Consider the following 20066-nt stretch of genomic DNA (forward strand, 5'->3'; position numbering starts at 1 on the left):
ATCTGGAAGTAAATCGACCTGATGCCAATCTTTATACACCTGCTATCCTACAGGTTGGGGGAACTGCAAGTGTTTTGCGCGATGCAGCCGGAATGATTACATACATGGAAACAGGAGAGGCGTTTATAACAGTCAATGTCCTGACATCGGACTCTTACAGTCTCGAATTCCGCTCCAAACCATCAAACAATCTAATCAAAGCCGTCACTTTTTCCAATCCAGGCTATACAGTTATCAACAACACGGGCGATCCGGTTTTGTTTTATACTTCGCGATGGGGGCGAGATTTTTCCTATGCTATTCCCGTTCCCGATGGTCCGGTAAATGTACAACTCGATTTTGCAGAACTTTTCCACGATACATCTGGCAAGGCCCGATTCAATGTAAAGTTGGAAGGTAATACGGCACTTTCCAATTACGATGTTTTTGCACAGGCCGGTGCCCGAAACACCGCCAAAACCCAAAACATCAGTGGCATTGTTCTTGATGGGGAATTGAATCTTGATTTCCATGCGACGAATTACGGCGCACAGGTTTCGGCGATCAAAGTTATCCGTTCCGAAATCACTGTGATCGGCAGCACCGGAGATAGCGCAACAGTTTATCAGTCGGAGCGTTTCGGAAATTTCAACTATGATATTTCGCTGGAAAATGGAGATTATCAAGTAACCCTGTATTTTGTCGAGAAAAGCCATTCGGCGACCGGACAACGGGTTTTTGATGTTTCGGCAGAGGGGACAGTCGTTCTCGATAATTACGACATTTATCAACAGGCGGGAGCAGCCAATACCGCAAAAACGGAGACCTTTAGTGTCACGGTTGTCGATGGAGGACTGAACCTCGGTTTTACCGGTGTGACCGGCGACGCCAGCATTTGCGCAATCGCAGTTCGTCCGCTTACCACGAACGCTAGTACTGGAAATATCGAAGTTGGCGATGTGGTATGGGCGGTCAATGCAGGGTCAGCCTCTGATTATGAAATGCCAGATGGGACTCTTTTTGCCTCCGATACCGACTATACGGGGGGAGAGATGGATTATCCCGGCCTGCCGTTGGTGGCCATCAATGCCGGTGGCGGTGCCTATATCGACTCCACTGGGACTCAATACATAGCGGACACTTATTTTACCGGTGGCCGGGAATATTTGGGCGGGCAGAATCGTTTACTTGTGACAGATGCCCCCCCTAGCGGGCAGACCGTCACTTATGATTATTCGTTTACAGTCGTGCCTCATAGCGGAGAATTTGGCGAATGTCTGCTTGCCTATGCGGGTGGCCTCAAGAAAGAAGGCAAAGAAACCGTATGGAGTCTTGATCAACTTTCCTACACAGAAATTCGCACCTTGCGCAATGCATCAGATCAGTTGGTTTCAAAAACCGCCACGACATGGGAAAAGTTCCCGTTCGGTTTCCGCAAAGTGAGTGAAGTGCTGGACCCCGATGGCGCGGCACTCGCTACCACTTGGGATTATATTGAGGGTTCCGAAAATCCTGCCGACCCGAAGCCCGCAGGATATGGAGAAATAAAGAGCATGAATCGGTATGACGGCTATTGGGAGGTCTACACCTACAATGGTGACGGAGTCCTGATAAAAACTGTTAGCCGGTATCTGAATTCTACGACTCGCAGTGAAGCCGATAATAAGGTCGAAACATTTGCCTATTCGACCTCCAATCCAATATTAACGCATGTTGTCTCCATCCAAGGTCAAGAAGTGACGCGCAGTTACGAGGCAGAGTTTGACGATTGGAACGAATTCGAGCACTGGACCATTATCGCCGTTACTCCGGATGCTCTTTGGGACGCGCCAGAGAATCTGGTAAGTAAAACCCGAACATATCACTCTTCGCATCCGACCGAGTTTTTGCGTGGACGGATCAAGTGGATACAATCCCCGGATGGTACGATGACATTTTACAGTTACTCTATTAACGGTAGCAATCGTACGATCACACGTGACGTTGGTGCGCCCAATGCAAATAAAACGGCAATCGTTGACGGTATCCGCACTATTACTGAAATCAACGAGGTAGGCCAGCAGGTTGACGAAGAGCTTGTAGACATAGCTTCTGGTCTGACGTTGTCCACGATAACGGCACTGGAAGTGGACAGCTTGGGGCGTCCAACGCTCATCGGTTACGGTGACGGGACAGCACGCTCCATTATTTATGCTGGTTCCTCTGCCTCCTGCGGTTCCTGCTCTGGACCTGGAACGTGGCAGATAGCCCAAGAAATCGACCGTTACGGAATTACGACCACCTACACTTATGATGCACTCGGACGACGTATCGGAACAGTGCGCCTTGGCATCAGCGAGCAGATCATTTATGATGCAGTCGACCACGTGATCCAACGCACCCGCATTGGTAGTGATGGCTCCGAAACCATCCGGGAACAGGTTACCTTTGACATGGCGGGTCGCGAAGCAACAAGAAAAGATGCGCTTGGTAACGAAATAACCATTATATATGCATATCCGTCAGAAGGCGGCGCTGTTACTACCACGACTAATCCCATCACTGCCGCTGGTGAAGGTACCCGCATTGAAACTGCTTACGCCGATGGAAAGCTCAAGGAGATCGGCGGCACCGCCGTCTCGCCCCTACGCTACGTTTATGGCACATGGACCACCTCTGGCCAAGCTGGTGAGTGGACACAAGAAATCAAAGTCGGCGACAACAATGCCGAAACCGAATGGATCAAGACCTACAGCGACCTCACCGGTCGCCAGATCAAGATTGAGTATCCGGATGGGGATGGCTCTTACGCTGCCCTGTCCTATAACACACAAGGGCACCTTGTCGGCCAGACTGATCCGGATGGCTTGACCACCCTCTTCGCCTACAATGCCAAGGGAAAACGCGAGGTTACCGCCATCGACATGAATCAGGACGGTGTGATCGACTACGCAGGCGCGGATCGCATCACAAAAACGACGAACGACGTTTACAGCAAATCTGGCACCATAGTGAATCGCATCATCACGCAGGTGTGGGCGACCGACAATTCCAACACTCCAACCACCCTTTCCATCGTCGAGCAGGACGCTTACGGAAACGAAAGCTGGCAGACCAATGCAGCCGGAGCCGTCACACACAATCAGACTGTTCTTAATGGCAACGGGAACTGGTCCGTTACAATGACCTCCCCTGATGGAAGCCAGCAGATGCAATCCTACAGCAACGGGCGACTTGCCTACTCCACGCAGAAAGCCAGCACCGGAGCACAGGTAACCCGAACCGATTATGCCTATGATGCCCACAACCGCGTAATTACACAGACTGACGCCCGCACCGGTCCGGTGACACAAACTTACAGTGACCGGGACGAGGTGCTTTCCGTCACCAGCAACAACGGAACAAACACGACAAGTTATACGTATGATGCCCTTGGAAATCGCCTGACAGTGACACATCCCGACAACAGTGTTACGATCAACGAATACCACCTGCGCAACAATCTCCTGAAAAAGATATTCGGCTCGCAGGCGTATCCGATAGAATACACCTACGATCTTCAAGGTCGCATGAAGACGCTGACCACTTGGCGGAACGCTACCACCGCTGCCGGAGCCGCTGTCACAACTTGGAACTACGATAGTCAGCGTGGATGGCTTACACAAAAGCTTTATGCCGATAACACTGGCCCGAGCTATACTTATACGCCAGCAGGCAAACTGGCCACGCGCATATGGGCAAGAACCGTAAACGGCTCTCCGCTTGACACCAGTTACGACTATAATAATGCCGGTGATTTGATTCTGATAGATTACAGCGATAGCACCCCGGACGTGACAATTGCCTACAACCGCTTCGGTGCACAGGCAACCGTTACCGATGCGACTGGCCTCCGTACCGTTACCTACAATGCTGCCTTGCAATTGGAGCAGGAGAAACTACCCGGCTTCTTTGGAAACCGTATTTTGACGCGCAGCCATGAGATCGCCGGAACCGGGAGCATTCCTGGTCGCGAGGCCGGGTTTTTATTGGGCACGATTTCCGATCTGGATTCCGATCATGCTGTGATTTACGGCTACGACAACGCGGGGCGGCTGAATACCGTGACCGACCTCGATGCCACTTATACCTACGGCTATCTGCCTAACAGCAACTTGCGTGCAACCATCACCGGCCCCGCCCACACCGTGACCTATTCCTATGAACCCCACCGCGATGTCGTCACGAGTATCGAAAACAAAGTCGGCGCGGTAACCGTGTCCAAATACGATTACACCGTGAACAGTCTCGGCCAACGCACGCAGCGTCAGCAATCAGGCACAGCATTTACAGCAACCTCCACCGACATCTTTGTCTATAACGGAAAAGGCGAGGTAACAGATTCCAGTAACACAATCTTTCCGGACTATAATCGTAATTTTATTTATGACGATATCGGCAACCGAACTAGCTTTACAAATAACACTGGAACATTCAGCTATACGACAAATAACTTGAATCAGTATTCTGGCATCCAATCTCTAGGTTCGCAATTTATTGCTTCCGATTATGACTTGGATGGCAATATGACAATTGTCGGCACTGGCTTCAGATATGTATGGGACGCAGAAAATCGGTTGGTAGTGGTCGAGCCAGTCGCTCCTTTTGTCGGAGATAAGAAACAGCGAAATACCTACGATTCGCAGGGTCGTCGTGTCAGAAAAGAAGTTCTTTCCTATAATGGTTCGACATGGTCTCTCAACACAGATGAGAAATTCATTTATGATGGCTGGAACTTGGTAGCTGTACTTGATGCTACTAACAGCAATGCTCTGCTTCGAACTCATACGTGGGGCCTTGACCTATCCGGCACTCTTCAGGGAGCAGGTGGTGTTGGCGGTCTGCTTGCAGTAAAGGAGCGGTCAGGTTTATATTCTAGTGTAAAGCACTTCACTCTGGACGTCAATGGTAACGTCAGCGAAGTCTTAAATGATTCCGGCACAGTGGTCGCTCATTACGAATATGATGTTTTCGGAGACACTGTTGTCTCTTCGGGCGCCTATAAGGACAATAATCTTTGGCGTTTTAACTCCAAGTATTTGGATAATCTTGGTGGTATCTATTACTATGGATATCGTTTTTACGCCCCTGCAATTGGCCGTTGGCTCAATAGAGATATCATCAGTGAAAGAGGCGGAACAAACCTGTATGCAATGGTTAGTAATGGCACAATCAATCAGTATGACATACTTGGGATGATACGCAATTGGACATACAATAGTGCCATATCTGAAGTGCAAGGGACAATTTCGTCTTGGTCCTCGATTTATCCATTTGCCAGTCGCCTGATGGCGCATTGGCTTAGGGAAAATCGTAAGAGTCAAGGACTTTCTATGCCTATACTCCCGTACATAACATCAAGTAACGATGAGAATGAAGTGAAACAATATGGCATGTCTGCGATCAAGGCGGAAATTAATGCAGAAATGGATAGAGTTAGAGTTCCAAACGGAGGCACCCTCTATTTTGCGGATAGAAATGTGAACTACACTTTTACTGGTGGGAATATGGGGTTCTCATATGGGAATGTTCAACTAACAATATATGCTTCCGGCATTTTGATCGGAGCAAGGCAGAACAATTTTGGTACTATCTCGGTACCTTATGAAGGTGACTTTATTATCAAACTGGATGACACATATGCATGGCGAACTGATTTACGGGGAATTCTGACTTCGGCATGGAGTGCGACATACGACGCGGCTTCTTGGTTGACTCAAAATTGCGCCTATAAACAATTTTCCCACTCTATGTCCTTCCAGCAGCATATTAAAGATATCTATATCGAGATGTCCAGCTTATGATGCACATATTTCACTCTCAAAACTATAAATATAAAAAATGGAGCGTTGGTATTCTTGTATGGCTACTTTTATGTGCAGGGAGCATGTATGCAAATCATGCGCCCTCCTTTTGCATCCCCTTATTTCTAACCTTAAACACAGTTCCACTTTCCATCAGCTGGATGGTTCTTAAGGTTTGCTACTTTAGTGGATTAATGGATACTGCGCCAACCGGACATGGGGCGATGCTATATGTACCCATGTGTTCAGTTTTTTATTATGCTGTTTTATCATTTTTGGGGGTAAGGGGGAAGAAATGGCGAAGTCGTATTTTTCTACTATTTATGTCCCATGCCTTGCTTACTGGAAGTATCATACTTATCTCACTATCCACGGCTCGATAAGCCAAGTCGACGGCGTGGGGAGGGGCGATTGCTGCCCCGCTCGATAACGTCCGGAATGTTGTGCACATTTTTTGAAGCAGTAGAAGAGGGGTAAGACGGACGGGGTCAGGCCGGAATGGCACTTAGTTAAGCCACCTCCTCGTTGAAAATCAGTGACTTGCCAAACGCATGAAAAGCGCAAATTCCATCCACCTTTTGAGAGGAAAAACCTCTCTGAAACTCAGGCCGACATCGGATTACTTCATGCATTGGAAATCACCTCTTAAAACAACGAGAAACGCCCTTAACTAAGTGCCATTCGGGTCAAACCTTTACTATTGACATTTTTTCGAGCCCGACGGTTGGGGCATCATTCGGCGCAAGGATGAAGAGAGATCATACAACCAGATTGCAGGTTACGTTGCCGAGCGGGGACGTGACGGGGCGAAGCTCGCTTTCTTTACATTTTTCCTCGCTTTTCGCCCATTTTTCGAGCCTAATAATATCAATTGTTCAGGTTTGACCTCTTACGGATTGCCCTGTCGGTGGTGAAAAATTGGAAGAAACAGTCGATTGTCATCGCTAGTCACATGAAGGCGGTTGTAATTCTTATTACCGCGATTGGTGCATTTGGGCTGCATTTGGGGCATTGGCTCACATTATTGGTGAGTAGTGCCAGAATTCATGATTCTACCATATATACTGGGAAATCGGTAACGGTGACTGCATCGATAATAAGTAGGTCTTTTGCGTTAGGAAGCGGCCCAGGGGTTGCAGGTGTCTTCTTGATCCCGGTTTTTTTCTTAATAGCACATGTTATTCTGATCAGGCGAGCGCAGCAACATAGAGTTATGTTTATTGCGATGATCTATGTGGCAGCCATATTGATTCTCTATGGCCTGGTAACTTGGCTCGTGTTTGCTAATTTTCCACCTCTCTCTCCTGGGAAGATATTGTCTTACAAACATCAGAATCATCTGTCTGATTTGGGTATCGCTAGCCTTTGTGGACTGGCGGGAGGAGTAATCGCTATTATTTTTGCTTGGTACAAAGGAGGCCGGGAGCGATCCAGAGGGGCCAAAAATGAACCTACAGGTCATCAATAGCATGGAGCCAATCCGATGGTCAAACCTCAAAGGCAATCCGTAAGGGGCCAAACCTGAATGGCGCTTAGTTAGGGTTGATTTGCGTCGTTTTGAGAGATACAAAAACACGACAATGAAGGCTAAGCCCATATTTATCATCATCAGCCTGTTTCTTTACGTGGCAATTTGGAGCTGCATTGTTAGTGCGCAGCAAGTGACTGTTCGCGGGGGCGCAAGTTGGTTTCCCAAGGGGGAAAAATCAACTGAACTACGTGCGTTATACATAATAGCCATATCTGCCATAGAGACTCATATTGCCGATGAGGGAGGGAATCGTGATGAAATATCCACTTTGCTCTTTGACAACGTCGACAGAGTTTCACTAAATACTTATATAATCGTCGGCTTGTATATTCGCCGAAGCCATATAGAGGGCCGATTGGCCCAAATGTTACGTTCTTTAGCTTATGGCTATCTCCGGCGCCATGCCTTGAGGAGGTCGGCGAAAGGAATCGAAAAGTAGTCTGGGTGCATTTTGGGGAAACGAAAATCTCGGTCTCGTCTATAACCGTGAGGCAGTGTGTCTGTCTGTCGAGTTCATGCCTCTTGGTTCTGTTCCCATTTTCTGACCGGAACGACGTTTTCGTCGCCCCAGGCCCATCCTTTCCACGAGCGTTTTCTGTAGGAACGCATGGGGGCCAGCTTGGCGAGTCCGCTGGACGCCCGGCTGACCTTGCTGCGTCCCTGCAAGGTGAGATCTTCCTTGGCGAACAGATGGGAATGCTCGCGGATGAAGAGGCTGAGGTTTTCGAATTCATGCAACCTGCCCCCCGGATCGACCAGCGACCAGCGGCAGGCATGGATATTGGTTGCGAACGGACCGTGCAGGGGGCTTATGGCTCTGGCCTTGACGGCATTTTTATGCATTCGCTCCATCCGGGTGGCGAACAGGCGGCGGCAAAGTTCGCGTTCACATTCCGGAGAACAGGTGACCTTGCGTCCGGAAATCTTTCTGCCGGCGAGAAAATCTTTTCCGCAGACCGCACACCGGTAGGTATGGGTGACCGTCGGCCTGCCGGCAGGGCGATGCTTCGCTCTCAGCTCCTCCGTGCATTCGGGCGAACAGGCGGTACGCGGCTGTGTAGTCGTGAACACGTAGAGCTTTCCGCAAGCCTTGCAGGGGGCTTCATGATAATGCCGCTGACCGACCTTCCATGAGCGGACAATATTGGGGACCACCTTTTTGATCCAGCTACCTTTCAGTTCAACGGCGACTGCAGGGGATTTTCCTGCCGAGCCCGGAGGAGGCAACGCAAGGTCGCCTGCCTTTTCGGGCACAGGCGTGCCGGACGCCTGGGAACAGGCGGCAGCGGACAGTTCGCGTTTGCACTTCGGTGAGCAGGTGACCCTGTGTGACGCGCTGGAGAGCCTGCCCTGGACGGTGAATTCCCGTGCACAAACCTTGCACCGGAAGGTGCGTGTGACCACCGGCCTGCCGACCGGGCGATGCTGTGATCTCGCCACCTCCGTGCATTCCGGTGAACAGGTGGCACGTGGCAGTGCGGGCTGGAAGACGTAGAGCTTTCCGCAGACCTTGCAGTGGGCCTCATAATAAAGCCTCCGGCCTTCCTTCCACGAACGGACAACCTGCATGCCCATCTTTTTTATCCATGCATTTTTCAGTTCAACGGGTTCGGAAGGGGACTGGCTCATCGAGGGAAACGCCGATCAGCCTGTCTTCCCATACGGGTTCGTGCAACGCCAAACCGGGAGCGCCGTCCACGCCTTGCCATCGCGCCATTATGCCTATCGCGTCGCCATCCCCGGCCTCCGGTTCATAATCCATTGCGCCGGAGGAGGGCCTGGAACTGCTGGCGCTGGCGAATCTCGATCTCGAAGTGTGGGCGGCGGGTGAAGGCGGCGGTTTCGATGCGCTGCTGGCAACGTCCGCCACAACGGTCGATACGGTCGAGCATCTTTCGTTTATTGTCACAGAAGATACGCATCTGGGAGTGCGGATCGTGCACAGCGGGATGATTTTCGACCTGCGGGACCTCGGGGGAAGCTTGGACGAAACCACCTATGCGCTGGCCTGGAGCATCACGGCGATTCCCGAACCGGCGGATTTCGCCTTGGCCTCCGGTCTGATCCTGGCGCTGCTGGCGGTGCTGATCCGCCGAGCACAGCGATCATGAGTGTGATGTCCAACGCCAAACGTCGCAAAGTCGAAGGTCGGCCAGCGGCTCCACTTGTCACTGTTTAACGGCTACGGCGTTTGACGGAGCGGCGGCATGGCAAGCTGTCGGCCTTCGGCCTCGGTACCTGCCGCTGCGACGAGGCGCGCCAGCGCCTCGCCCGGTGCCTCGCCGTCCGAACCGGCGACGCGTCGCGTCGTCGCAGCGGCAAGAATGCCGCCGCTCCTGCTCGACAAGCCTCCCTGTTTCCGCTGACTTGTCCGCCGCATGATCATCAGCCCCTCCGAACTCAAGTCGTTCCTCGAAGCCACCAACGCCCAGCCCCATTCCTTTCTTGGCATGCACCCCGCCAGAAAGGGCAAAACCGCGGGTCTCGTGGTGCGTGCTTTCCTGAAGGATGCCGTGCGTTGCGAAGTCGTCGAGGTCACGCCTGCGCCGGCCCCTTCCGCGCCTGCCGGCAGGAGCAAGGCGCGCAGGGGCGGCAAAAAATCCGCCGCTGCGAAAACCGCTTCGGCAACGACCTCCGCCGCCCCCGCTGTGGCCGCTCCCGCCGCCCACGAGATGGAGCAGATCGCGCCCGAGGGGTTTTTTGAACTCTTCCTCCCGCGCCGCGACTTTTTCCGCTACCAGCTCCGCGCCACCTACGCCAACGGGCATATCTTCCAGGTGTTCGATCCCTATTCCTTCCTTCCCACGCTCGGCGAACAGGACCTGTACCTGTTCAACGAGGGCAACGAGCACCGCATCTACGAAAAACTCGGCGCCCACCCGCGCGTGATCGACGGTGTGGCCGGCGTGTCGTTCGCCGTCTGGGCGCCCTCGGCCCGCCGCGTTTCCGTCGTGGGCAATTTCAACCAGTGGGACGGCCGCTCCTGCCCGATGCGTTCGCTCGGCGCCTCCGGCGTCTGGGAACTGTTCCTGCCCTCGCTCGGCGAAGGCGAGCTCTACAAATACGAGATCTTCGACCAGGCCGGAAATATCCGCATCAAGACCGATCCCTACGGCACCCGGTTCGAGGCTCCCCCCGGCAACGCGTCCATCGTCTGCAACCCGTGCAAACACGCGTGGGGCGACGACGCCTGGCTCGCCCGCCGCCGCGAGCAGGCTGCCGACCCTGACCGCGCGATTTCGATTTACGAGGTCCACCTCGGCTCATGGAAACGCAAGGTCGAGGATGGCGACCGCGTGTTCTCCTACCGCGAACTCGCCCCGCAACTGGCCGATTATGCGCTCGAACACGGTTTCACGCACATCGAGGTCATGCCCGTGGCGGAGCACCCCTTCGACGGCTCGTGGGGTTACCAGGTCACCGGTTTCTACGCGCCGACGCAGCGTTACGGTACGCCGGAGGATTTTGCGTTTTTCGTCGATCACCTCCACCAGCGCGGCCTCGGCATCATCGTGGACTGGGTGCCTGCGCATTTCCCGCGCGATGCGTTTGCCCTCGCCGAATTCGACGGCACGCACCTTTACGAACACTCCGACCCGCGCCAGGGCGCGCACATGGACTGGGGAACATTGATTTTCAACTACGGCCGCCATGAAGTCCGCTGCTTCCTCATCGCCAACGCCCTGTCATGGTTTGACCGCTACCACATCGACGGCCTGCGCGTGGACGCCGTCGCCTCGATGCTCTATCTCGACTACTCGCGCAAGGAGGGCGAATGGATTCCCAACAAGTTCGGCGGACGCGAGAACCTCGACGCCATCGACTTCCTCCGCGAGACCAATCGCCTCGTCCACGAGTATTATCCCGGTGCGCTCATGATCGCGGAGGAGTCCACCGCCTTTGCCGGCATCTCGAAGCCCGTCGCCGAAGGCGGCATCGGCTTCGACTTCAAGTGGAACATGGGCTGGATGCACGACACGCTCAGCTTCTTCGAAAAAGATCCCGTCCACCGCCGCTGGCACCACAACGAACTCACCTTCGGCGCGCTCTACCAGTACTCGGAAAAGTTCGTGACTGTCTTTTCGCACGACGAGGTCGTGCACGGCAAGGGGTCGCTCCTCATGAAAATGGGCGCGGGCGACATTCCGGGGAAAGCGGCCAACCTGCGCGCGCTTTACGGCCACATGTGGACCTGGCCGGGCAAAAAGCTCCTCTTCATGGGCGGCGAGTTCGGGCAAAGCTCCGAGTGGGCCTACGCGCGCCAGCTCGACTGGCACCTGCTGCAATACCTGGACCACGACGGCATCCGTCTCCTTGTGCGCGATCTCAACCGCCTGTACCGGGACGAGCCCGCCCTGCACGCCACCGACCTGACGTCGAAAGGCTTTCGCTGGATCGCCGGCGACGACGCCGCGGCCAGCGTGATCGCGTTCCTGCGCATTTCGCCCGACGGGAAAACGAAGCTAGCGGTCGTCGGTCACTTCACGCCGCTCGTGCGCGAAGGCTACCGGATCGGCGTGCCTCACGGCGGCTGGTGGCAGGAAATCATGAACACCAACAGCGCCTGGTATGGCGGCACCGGCCTCGGCAACGACGGCGGCAAGCACGCCCAGCCGGTCGCCGCGCACGGTTTCGACGAGAGCCTCCTGCTCACCCTCCCGCCGATGAGCGTCACGGTGTTTCGCCACGCGGGGGACTGACGGCGCGGGCGGGTTGCACTCCCGCGCGGAGGTGGCGGGTGGCGCGGCGCAGTTCCTCCTCGATGTGGCGCCAGTCGTCGCCGGTCATTGCGCCGCCCCGCGCATCGCGCCAGGCCATCATCCGGGCGCGGATTTCGGCGGACTGCCGGATGTCGTCGTTAAAAACCCCGTACAACACCGCCGCGCAGGCGGCCATGGGCCGGGCGTACTCCTCGGGCCCGGCGTTTTCCCGCCGTTGCTGCCACCATTCCAGCTCCAGCCGCGCGGCTTCGTCCGTCGCGAACGGTTCGCCGCTCACCGTCCGGATGATGTCGTAATATTTTTCCAGATACGGAAGGGCGGCCCGGGCCTGCTCCCTGCTTTTCGACTGCTGGAACACCCGGGCGGCCCAGGCCGCCTCCCAGCCGATCTGCAGGCTTCGGGCCGGAGAAGCCCCGAGTTGGCGGCGGCACAGGCGGTACAGATCCCGTGTGAGCCTGGCGTAGTCTTTTTCGTAATAATGCCGCCATGCCTGCGCGTCGATCCGCGCCACCTCGTCGGGGTCGAAGCTGCGCAGCCGCGCCGCTCGCGGCCAGAAGGCGTAGGCGGCACAGAGGACGCTAGCGAAAACGGCGGCGACAACGATGCGGCGCCACCGGTGTTTGCGCGTGGATTCGGAGGGGGAGGGTTCCTGCCGGGTGTCAGTTGGGTGCATGGCGAAGGAAAAACGGGTTGCCATCTACATGCAGATGGCGGGATCGGGCAAGGACTTCCCCACGGGGGGGAGAACTACTGCGTGAATCGTATCCAGATCAGCCGCGCCATGACGGCCACGACCATCGCCAGAAAAACCGGGCGCACGAAACGCGCGCCGCGCTTCACCGCGAGGCTCGCGCCGATGCGTGCGCCGGCGATCTGGCCGGCGCCCATCACCAGGCCCGCGGCGAAGTCCACCTGACCTGCGGCGATGAAGGGCACCAGCGAACCGACGTTGCTGGTGGCGTTCATGATTTTCGTGTACGCGGTGGCTTTCAGAAAATTGAAGCCCATCACCGCCACCAGCGCGATGGTCCAGAACGAGCCGGTGCCGGGCCCGAAAAAACCGTCATAGAATCCGAGTCCGAGGCCGAAGCAGATAAAGAAAGTGTGTCTTCCCATCCGCGGCGGATGATCCTGCGAGCCGACTTGCGGACGCACGATGCTGTAGATGACGATGGCGGCGAGCAGCCACGGGATGAGCGCCTCCAGAAACCGGGTGCGGACGAGTTGCACCGCGGCGAAACCGGCGATCGCTCCGGCGAGGGTGGCGATCACGCCGACGCGGCATTGCCGCCAGTCGACCACGCCCTGGCGCGAGTAGTGCCAGGCGGCGGTGAGGCTGCCGAAGCTCGACTGGAGCTTGTTGGTGCCGAGCGCGACGGGCACGGGCAGTCCGAGGTTGAGGAGGACGGGCAGCGAGATGATCCCGCCGCCGCCCGCGATCGAATCCACCAGCCCGGCGGCAAGGCCGGTGAGAAACAGAAACGGATAACTCCAGAAGGTGAGTTGCACGGGAGAAGGTGACCGGGGGGAAGATGGCCCACGAAACACACGAAAGGACACGAAAAAATACGGAGAGATCCGATGGTCTGGCTTTCGTGTGTTTCGTGGGCCTCTCTGCCGTCGGTCTCACACTGGCTCGAAGTAGTCGAGGTCCTTGCCGTGCGTTTCCTCCAGCCCGGAGAGCGCCCAGAGCGCGATGACGAGGCAGGCTGCGCCGACGATCAGCGCGCCGGTCGTCAGGCCGAACTGTTGCTGGCACCAGCGAAACGCCAGCGTGATCGGCACGACCGCGCCGCGCACGAAATTGGGCACCGTCGTCGCCACGGTGGCGCGCAGGTTGGTGCCGAACTGCTCCGCGCCGATCGTCACGAACACCGCCCAGTAACCGATGCCCGTGCCGAGGCAGAAAATCACCGTGTAGAACCACCAGGCGGGCGTGCCGCGCGAGCAGAAATAAACGGCCACGCCGGCCACCGTGAGCAGGATGAAGCCGAGCACCACTTTCTTGCGCGAGCCGATCCACTGGGTGAGCAGTCCGCTGGCGAGGTCGCCCAGCGTGAGCCCGAGATAGAGGATGGAGACGGCCACCGTCGCCCGCACCTCGCCCCGGATTTCGAGCGTCCGGGCGAACTCCGGCGAAAAGGTCACCAGCACGCCGACCACGAACCAGCTCGGCAGGCCGATGAGGATGCAGCGCGCATATTTCCCGAAACGCGCCCGGCTGGTGAACAGCGAGAAAAACTTTCCGCGCGAGATGCCTGTCGCGGTGGTTTTCATGTGCCGGAACATGCCCGATTCCGCCACGCTCACGCGCAACGCCAGCAACGCGAGCCCGAGCCCGCCGCCGACAAAATAGGATACGCGCCAGTCGACCAGTTCGGCCACGACGCCACCGACGACGGCCCCGAGTACGCCCACCGTGGCGACGAGCGCGGTGCCGTACGCCCGCCGCTCCTTCGAGAGCACTTCGGAGACGAGCGTGATGCTTCCGCCGAGTTCGCCGGCCAGGCCGAAACCGGCGACGAACCGCCACAGCGCATAGGCCTCGATGGTGGAGACGAAGCCGTTGGCGATGTTGGCCGCCGAGTAGAGCAGGATGGAGCTGAAAAGCACGGTGACGCGCCCCACGCGGTCGCCGAGGATGCCGAAAGCGATGCCGCCGAGCAGCATGCCGATCATCTGGAGGTTGAGCAGCCAGATGCCGTGTTTCACGAGCTGGTCGCCGGCGAATCCCAGGCTTTGCAGGCTGGGCACGCGCACGATGCTGAAAAGCGTGAGGTCGTAGATATCGACAAAGTAGCCGAGCGCACCGACGACGACGGCGGGGTGCAGCACCTCGCGCAGGACGGATGGACGGACGGCGGGAACGGATGTGGCAGAAGAGGTAGCGGGCGACATGCGGGTGTGGCAGATGGAAGCTGTGCCCGCGAGAAAAGGGGAACACACGCCGATGGGAAACAGAAATGTCGACCGGCAGTAACGCCCGGGTGCAATCGGAAGTGGTGGTGGCATGGGCATCCTTGCCCATGAAGTGGCACGGGCTTCCAGCCCGTGTTCCGGAAGGCGGCGCTTCGCGCCGTCCACGGGCAAGGATGCCCGTGCCACTTTTTCTGCCAATCCGGCCTTCACCACCCCCGATTACACCCGTAACGCAAGGAAGCGTGACTTACCCGGCGCAGATTTTTCGCCGGAGCACCACGACGACCAGCGCTGTGAGGCCGGCGAGGATGAGCCATGATGCCGGTTCGGGTATGACGGCCAGGCTGGCGGTGAAAAGTGTGTAGCCGCCGAGATGATCGTATCCGCTCCAGTCGAGGGCCTCCGCATCGGTTTCGAACCAGGCCAGTTCGAAACCGTTGTCCAGCGTGGCGGTGATCCAGTTTTCACCATCGAAAACCTGGATCAGACCCCCATCGAGGAGAGAACGGACGGCCTCGGTCTGGTCGCCGGCCCAGGCAAAGTAGCCGTCGTGGAGGCGGAGAAAGTTGCCGCCCGCGCCCTCCGCATCGATGACAAGAGCGGAGGCATCGTCGGCATGCAGCGCGACGAGTGCGCCGTTTTCTATGGTCAGCGTGTTGCCGGCTCCTCCCGCTCCGATGATCAGGGCGTCGCTGATGTCGAACTGCGTACCGGCGTCGCGCACGGTGAGGCGGTTGTCGAGGGCGGTGTCCTGAAGCCCGATGGTGGCGGAGCCGGTGGAAACGGCGCCGCCGTTCTCGACCGTCAGCGTATTGTCGGGCTGTCCCCAGCCCACATAAAAGGCCTCGTCGTTGGTCCAGACGGAGCCGGCGCCGGAGACGAGAGCCTGGTTGTTGCCGTTGCCGCCGGTGTAACCCTCGCTAGCCGGCATATCAAAGACGCCAATGGCCGCGCTGGTGCTGTGCACATTGCCCCCGCCGGTGATTTCCAGACGGTTGTCGCCTGCTTCCCTGCCGATCATCAGGGCGGCGGGAGGGCGGGACGCGACGATGTCGTAAAACTTGTCTCCGACCGAAAGGCTGCCGCCGTCCTCGATTCGCATGCGGTTATCCTGCCCGTTATCGCCGATGGTCAAAACGTAGTCCGATCTCCATGACGAGCCATTGCCGGTGACCGTCACGGAGTTGCCATAGCCGGCGGAGAAAGAGTCGGAGACAACACCGACGTAGCCGTAATTGGTGACGACGGTCCCGCTGTTTTCGACGCGGACGTCGTTATGGTCACCCGCCAAGCCGACCTGGAACGTGTTGGCGCTTACGGTGGAGCCGCTGCCGGTAACGAGCACGGAATTGCGGGAGGAGCCGCTCATGCCGCCGACCGTGAAGACGATACTGGGGGAGGAACTCCATGTGCTTCCGACAAAACCTCCATCGGAGACGATCAGGCGATTGGAGGAACCGCTATCGCCAATGGTCACACGCGCGCGCGCATCGAGCGTGGAGCCTTCTCCGGTGACGGCGATCGTGTTGTGATTGCCGGATGCGGAACCGCCCGCCGTGACCTGGCCGGCGGTGAGTACGGAGGCATTGCGGATCGTGAAGGTATTCCATTCGGTGATACCGCCGAGGGTGAGGTTCTCGAAGTAGCTGCCGACCCAGAGATCGAGATCGAATTTTCCGGTTTCACCGAGAATATAGTCGGCCGTGTCGGCTTCCGTGCCGCCCGCGTCGAGGATCACGGGGGGCGCTTCCTCGCCGACCAGGTCGCCATCCGTGGCGACGAGACCGGCGGCGAGGCGGGCCGGAAGGAGCGGAAGAAGGCCGGCAAGGACCAGAACAACAGACCGGCGGCATGAAAAGACATGCGCCGACCTCGTAAAAAACAAGGAGACGACTGAGACGGACATCGTGGCGTGGCAGAGTGTGGTAGAAATCGGGTTCGCCCCCATCCTGCCACACGCTGGCGAATATGTCTTTCCCCCCGCGGGGGGAAAAACGCATTTTTTTGTCATTTTCCCGGATTGCCTGCGAGCGGGAGGAACCTGCGGCGAAAAAACCGGTGTTCCGGTTGCGATGCCAGCGGTTTGCCTTACCGGTGGCCGGGTCATGATCAGCCGACCGTTTCGGGAAATGGACAGCGCGGCCTGCCGGCGAGCGCAGGAGGCCATCGTGTGGCTCCACGAATTCGAGGGCACGGTCGAGGGATTTGCCGGCCATGTATTCGCCGTCCTCGGCTGGCTGGTCGAGGTGACGTACATCGAGTGCGGCTGTCTCAACCGGCGGACAGGCGCCTGTCGCAGCTCGACATCGATACCGCTGGAAAATGGTGAGGAAAGAGGCGAAATCTACATGCGCCTCAAAAATTGCTCGCCGCTTTTCTCCCTGGACCCGGATGTCTGGGGAGAACGGGTGCTGGGCAATCGCGATTTTTTCACCGACCGGGAGTACCGTTCCCTTCCTCTTTATCGGGAAGTATTGTTGCCAGGGGGCATCCAGCATGAACTGGGCATGGTCATTCCGGATGGCGAGTGGTTGCTGGTGCTGGGGTTTTTCCGGACCGAGGCGCGACCCTACACCGAGCGCGAACGGCAGTTGCTGGAAGTGGTGCGTCCGCATCTGGGCCGGGTGTTCCGCCTGGCGCAACTGCGCGCCTGGGAATCGGCTTCGCCGGCAGAAAAGATCAGGCTGATCCATCCGCAGTTGACGGCGCGCCAGCGTCAGGTGCTGGCGGGCATCTGCGAGGGCATGGGCAACCGGGAACTTTCCGATGCGCTCGGCATCAGCCTGGAATCGGTGCGCACGCACCGGAAGGCAGCCTTTGCCCGTCTCGGCGTGCGCACGCCGGTCGAGGCCGTCATGAGCGTGGCCGGTTCCGGCGCCGCAGGACTGCCGTTGCCCATGCCGGACGGAAACAGGGGCTGGAGCTGGTCGCCCGGACGCCGCCTGCGCGGAGCGCCCTGAGCGGAAGGGGCCTGCCGTCACGCCAGCGGATGTGTACCCGTCGGCGGATTACAGGCCGAGCGCGGCGGCGACGCCGGTCGAGCAGGCGGCGAACGCCTGTTCGCGGCTCCAGCCGAGGAAGGCCTGCACGTTGTTGGCGGCGTGGTCCATCGTGAGGGCGGAGCCGGCGAAGTTTTCCTTGCCCGGCTCCCGGACGACGCCGTCGAGCCCGACTTCCGTGACGATGCGCCCGAGCGTGTAGCGGCCCGGGCCGGCGGCCGCGGCGGCCATGCAGTCGCTCGTGAAGAGCGCCTTGCCGGGAGGCTTGGCGCGCACGAAATTGCGGAGAACGGAAGGCGGCACATGGATGCCGTCGGGGATGAAGACCGCCGTCAGCTCGTCGCGCGCGAGGAGGCGCTGGATGACGTTGTGGTGGCGATGGAGCTGCGCGGGCACGCCGTTGCCGAGGTGTGTGCACAGGGTGAGGCCGGCGGCGATGGCGTCGTCGATTTCCTCATCGCCGGCATTGGAATGGCCGATGGCGGTGCGTATCCGTTTTTCCGTGAGGCACGCGATGAACTCGGGCGAGCCGGGCCATTCGGGCGCGAGCGTGACGAGGCGGATCTGTTCGCCCGAGGCCTCGTGGAGCCGGCGAAAGTCGGCCAGCTTCGGGGCCTTCATGACGGCGGGATTGTGCGCGCCGTGATAACCCGGTTCGGGCAACAGCCACGGACCTTCGAGGTGATAACCGGCGACGATCCGCCGGGCGAGGTCGCTGCGCTGGCGGAGGCGTTCGATGTGTTCGAGGCGGGCGCACATCGCATCGATGGAATCGGTGATCAGCGTGAGCAGAATCCGCCCGGTGCCGTGCGCGAGCAGGGCCTGCATGGCATGCTCCAGCGCAGCCGGCGTGAGGCCGTCCTGCTGGAAATCGACGCCGGCATAACCGTTGACCTGAAGATCAAAGAAGGGAACGGAAACGGACATGGTGACGGGAAATGTTGGCGTATGGTTCATCCTCCGGTCCGCTTTCCGAACCGTGAGGTGAACCGCTAAAATACGCTGAAGAACGCTAAAATTGCCGGATCCCCTGTCGCCAGGCAGGGAAGAGGATGGAGTGATTTTTTTGGGCGTTCTTCAGCGTATTTTAGCGGTTCACATCTTCTCCGGGTCTGACGGTGCTTACCGTTTCGGCAGCAGCGAGGCGGCGTCGGCGTCGATGAAGAGGTGGGCGCGGGGATGCTGGCGGAGCAGCGTGGCGGGGCAGGCGGTGCCGACCGGCGCGAACAGGGTGTCGCGCACGGCTTGCGCCTTGCGGACGGTGGGCACGATGCAGGCGAGCAGGCCGGCGTTGGCGAAAACCGGCAGCGTGAGGCTCAGCGCGTGCTTCGGCACGTCGGCCACGGTCGGGAAACAGCCGTCGTTGACCTGCTGCTGGCGGCAGACGGGATCGAGCTCCACGACCTTGACGCGCACAGGATCGTTGAAATCGGCGACCGGCGGATCGTTGAAGGCGATGTGCCCGTTTTCGCCGATGCCCATGCTGATGATGTCGATCGGCGCGGCGGCGAGAGCAGCGTCGTAACGGCGCGCCTCGGCGGCGATGTCGGCGGCCTCGGCCTGGAGCGGACTGAAGGAAGCCACCTCGACGTGATCGAGGAAGTGTTTTTTGAGGTAGTTGCGGAAACTCTGCTCGTGGTCGGCGGTGAGCCCCACGTAGTCGTCCATGTGGAAGACGTGGACCTTTTCCCAGACCTCGGGCGTCGCCCTGGCGAGCGGGATGAGCGCGGCGTAGTAGTCGTTCTGCGACGGGGCGCAGGCCATGATGATGCGGGCCGAGCCCTTGGTGGCGACGACGCGTGCGATCTCGTCCTGCACGAGCCGGGCGGCGGCCTCGCCCATGGCGCGGCGGTCGGGGAAAATGGCCGTGACCGGCCGGGAAGGAAGGGTGGTGACGATGTCGGACATGATGTTTGACGGAAGAATGATGTTACGTGACATCAAATTCGGGATATTGTCAACGTGCGAACGCGATCACGCGTGTTTGCGGGTGGGATTCAGTGCCCCTCGTCGCAAAAACCTCTCCGGGTCGACCGATGAAAGACCGGAGTTCCATCCGTCATAATGGCAGGACGACGATGGCACAGGCGTTTCA

12 protein-coding genes are annotated in these 20066 nt (G+C 58.0%); 4 read left to right on the forward strand and 8 right to left on the reverse strand.

Annotation, left to right across the window (positions count from 1 at the left end):
• Positions 1–191 precede the first annotated feature (191 nt).
• Positions 192–695, reverse strand: a complete 504-nt coding sequence (locus OPIT5_23635) for a hypothetical protein (protein ID AHF94699.1) — start codon at positions 693–695, stop codon at positions 192–194.
• 336 nt (positions 696–1031) lie between these two features.
• Here OPIT5_23635 and OPIT5_23640 point away from each other — a divergent pair, with 336 nt between their 5' ends.
• Positions 1032–5801, forward strand: coding sequence for a hypothetical protein (locus OPIT5_23640; protein AHF94700.1), 4770 nt, complete (start codon positions 1032–1034; stop codon positions 5799–5801).
• A gap of 2044 nt (positions 5802–7845) precedes the next feature.
• Here OPIT5_23640 and OPIT5_23645 read toward each other — a convergent pair.
• A complete protein-coding gene (locus tag OPIT5_23645; GenBank protein AHF94701.1) occupies positions 7846–8961 on the reverse strand; it encodes a hypothetical protein in 1116 nt (371 codons plus the stop codon).
• Positions 8962–9146: 185 nt separating this feature from the next.
• Here OPIT5_23645 and OPIT5_23650 point away from each other — a divergent pair, with 185 nt between their 5' ends.
• Positions 9147–9443, forward strand: coding sequence for a hypothetical protein (locus OPIT5_23650; protein AHF94702.1), 297 nt, complete (start codon positions 9147–9149; stop codon positions 9441–9443).
• A 267-nt stretch (positions 9444–9710) separates the two neighbouring features.
• Positions 9711–12032, forward strand: a complete 2322-nt coding sequence (locus OPIT5_23655; GenBank protein AHF92748.1) for a glycogen branching protein — start codon at positions 9711–9713, stop codon at positions 12030–12032.
• Here the strand turns inward: OPIT5_23655 and OPIT5_23660 are convergent.
• The 4 genes from OPIT5_23660 to OPIT5_23675 form a co-directional block, all read right to left on the reverse strand.
• Positions 12004–12726 (reverse strand): hypothetical protein, encoded by a 723-nt coding sequence (locus tag OPIT5_23660; protein ID AHF92749.1) that lies wholly within the window; start codon positions 12724–12726, stop codon positions 12004–12006. The genes OPIT5_23655 and OPIT5_23660 overlap by 29 nt on opposite strands.
• A 74-nt stretch (positions 12727–12800) precedes the next feature.
• Entirely contained in the window at positions 12801–13562 is a 762-nt protein-coding gene (locus OPIT5_23665; protein ID AHF92750.1) for a membrane protein, read from the reverse strand.
• 117 nt (positions 13563–13679) lie between these two features.
• Complete coding sequence (locus OPIT5_23670) at positions 13680–14951, reverse strand: MFS transporter (GenBank protein AHF92751.1); 1272 nt, start codon at positions 14949–14951, stop codon at positions 13680–13682.
• A 268-nt stretch (positions 14952–15219) separates the two neighbouring features.
• Positions 15220–16878: a hypothetical protein gene (locus OPIT5_23675; GenBank protein ID AHF94703.1), complete on the reverse strand. Its 1659-nt coding sequence runs from the start codon at positions 16876–16878 to the stop codon at positions 15220–15222.
• 223 nt (positions 16879–17101) lie between these two features.
• On the opposite strand from OPIT5_23675, the gene OPIT5_23680 reads away from it, so the two are divergent.
• Positions 17102–17932, forward strand: a complete 831-nt coding sequence (locus OPIT5_23680) for a hypothetical protein (protein AHF94704.1) — start codon at positions 17102–17104, stop codon at positions 17930–17932.
• 48 nt (positions 17933–17980) lie between these two features.
• On the opposite strand, the gene OPIT5_23685 is transcribed toward OPIT5_23680, so the two are convergent.
• Positions 17981–18898 carry an N-acetylglucosamine-6-phosphate deacetylase gene (locus OPIT5_23685; protein ID AHF92752.1) on the reverse strand — a complete coding sequence of 306 codons (918 nt, stop codon included), beginning with the start codon at positions 18896–18898 and terminating at the stop codon, positions 17981–17983.
• A 195-nt stretch (positions 18899–19093) separates the two neighbouring features.
• Positions 19094–19879, reverse strand: coding sequence for a glucosamine-6-phosphate isomerase (locus OPIT5_23690; protein ID AHF92753.1), 786 nt, complete (start codon positions 19877–19879; stop codon positions 19094–19096).
• Between the last annotated feature and the right edge of the window lie 187 nt (positions 19880–20066).

The organism is Opitutaceae bacterium TAV5 (assembly GCA_000242935.3).
In the GTDB taxonomy this organism is placed as follows: domain Bacteria; phylum Verrucomicrobiota; class Verrucomicrobiia; order Opitutales; family Opitutaceae; genus Geminisphaera.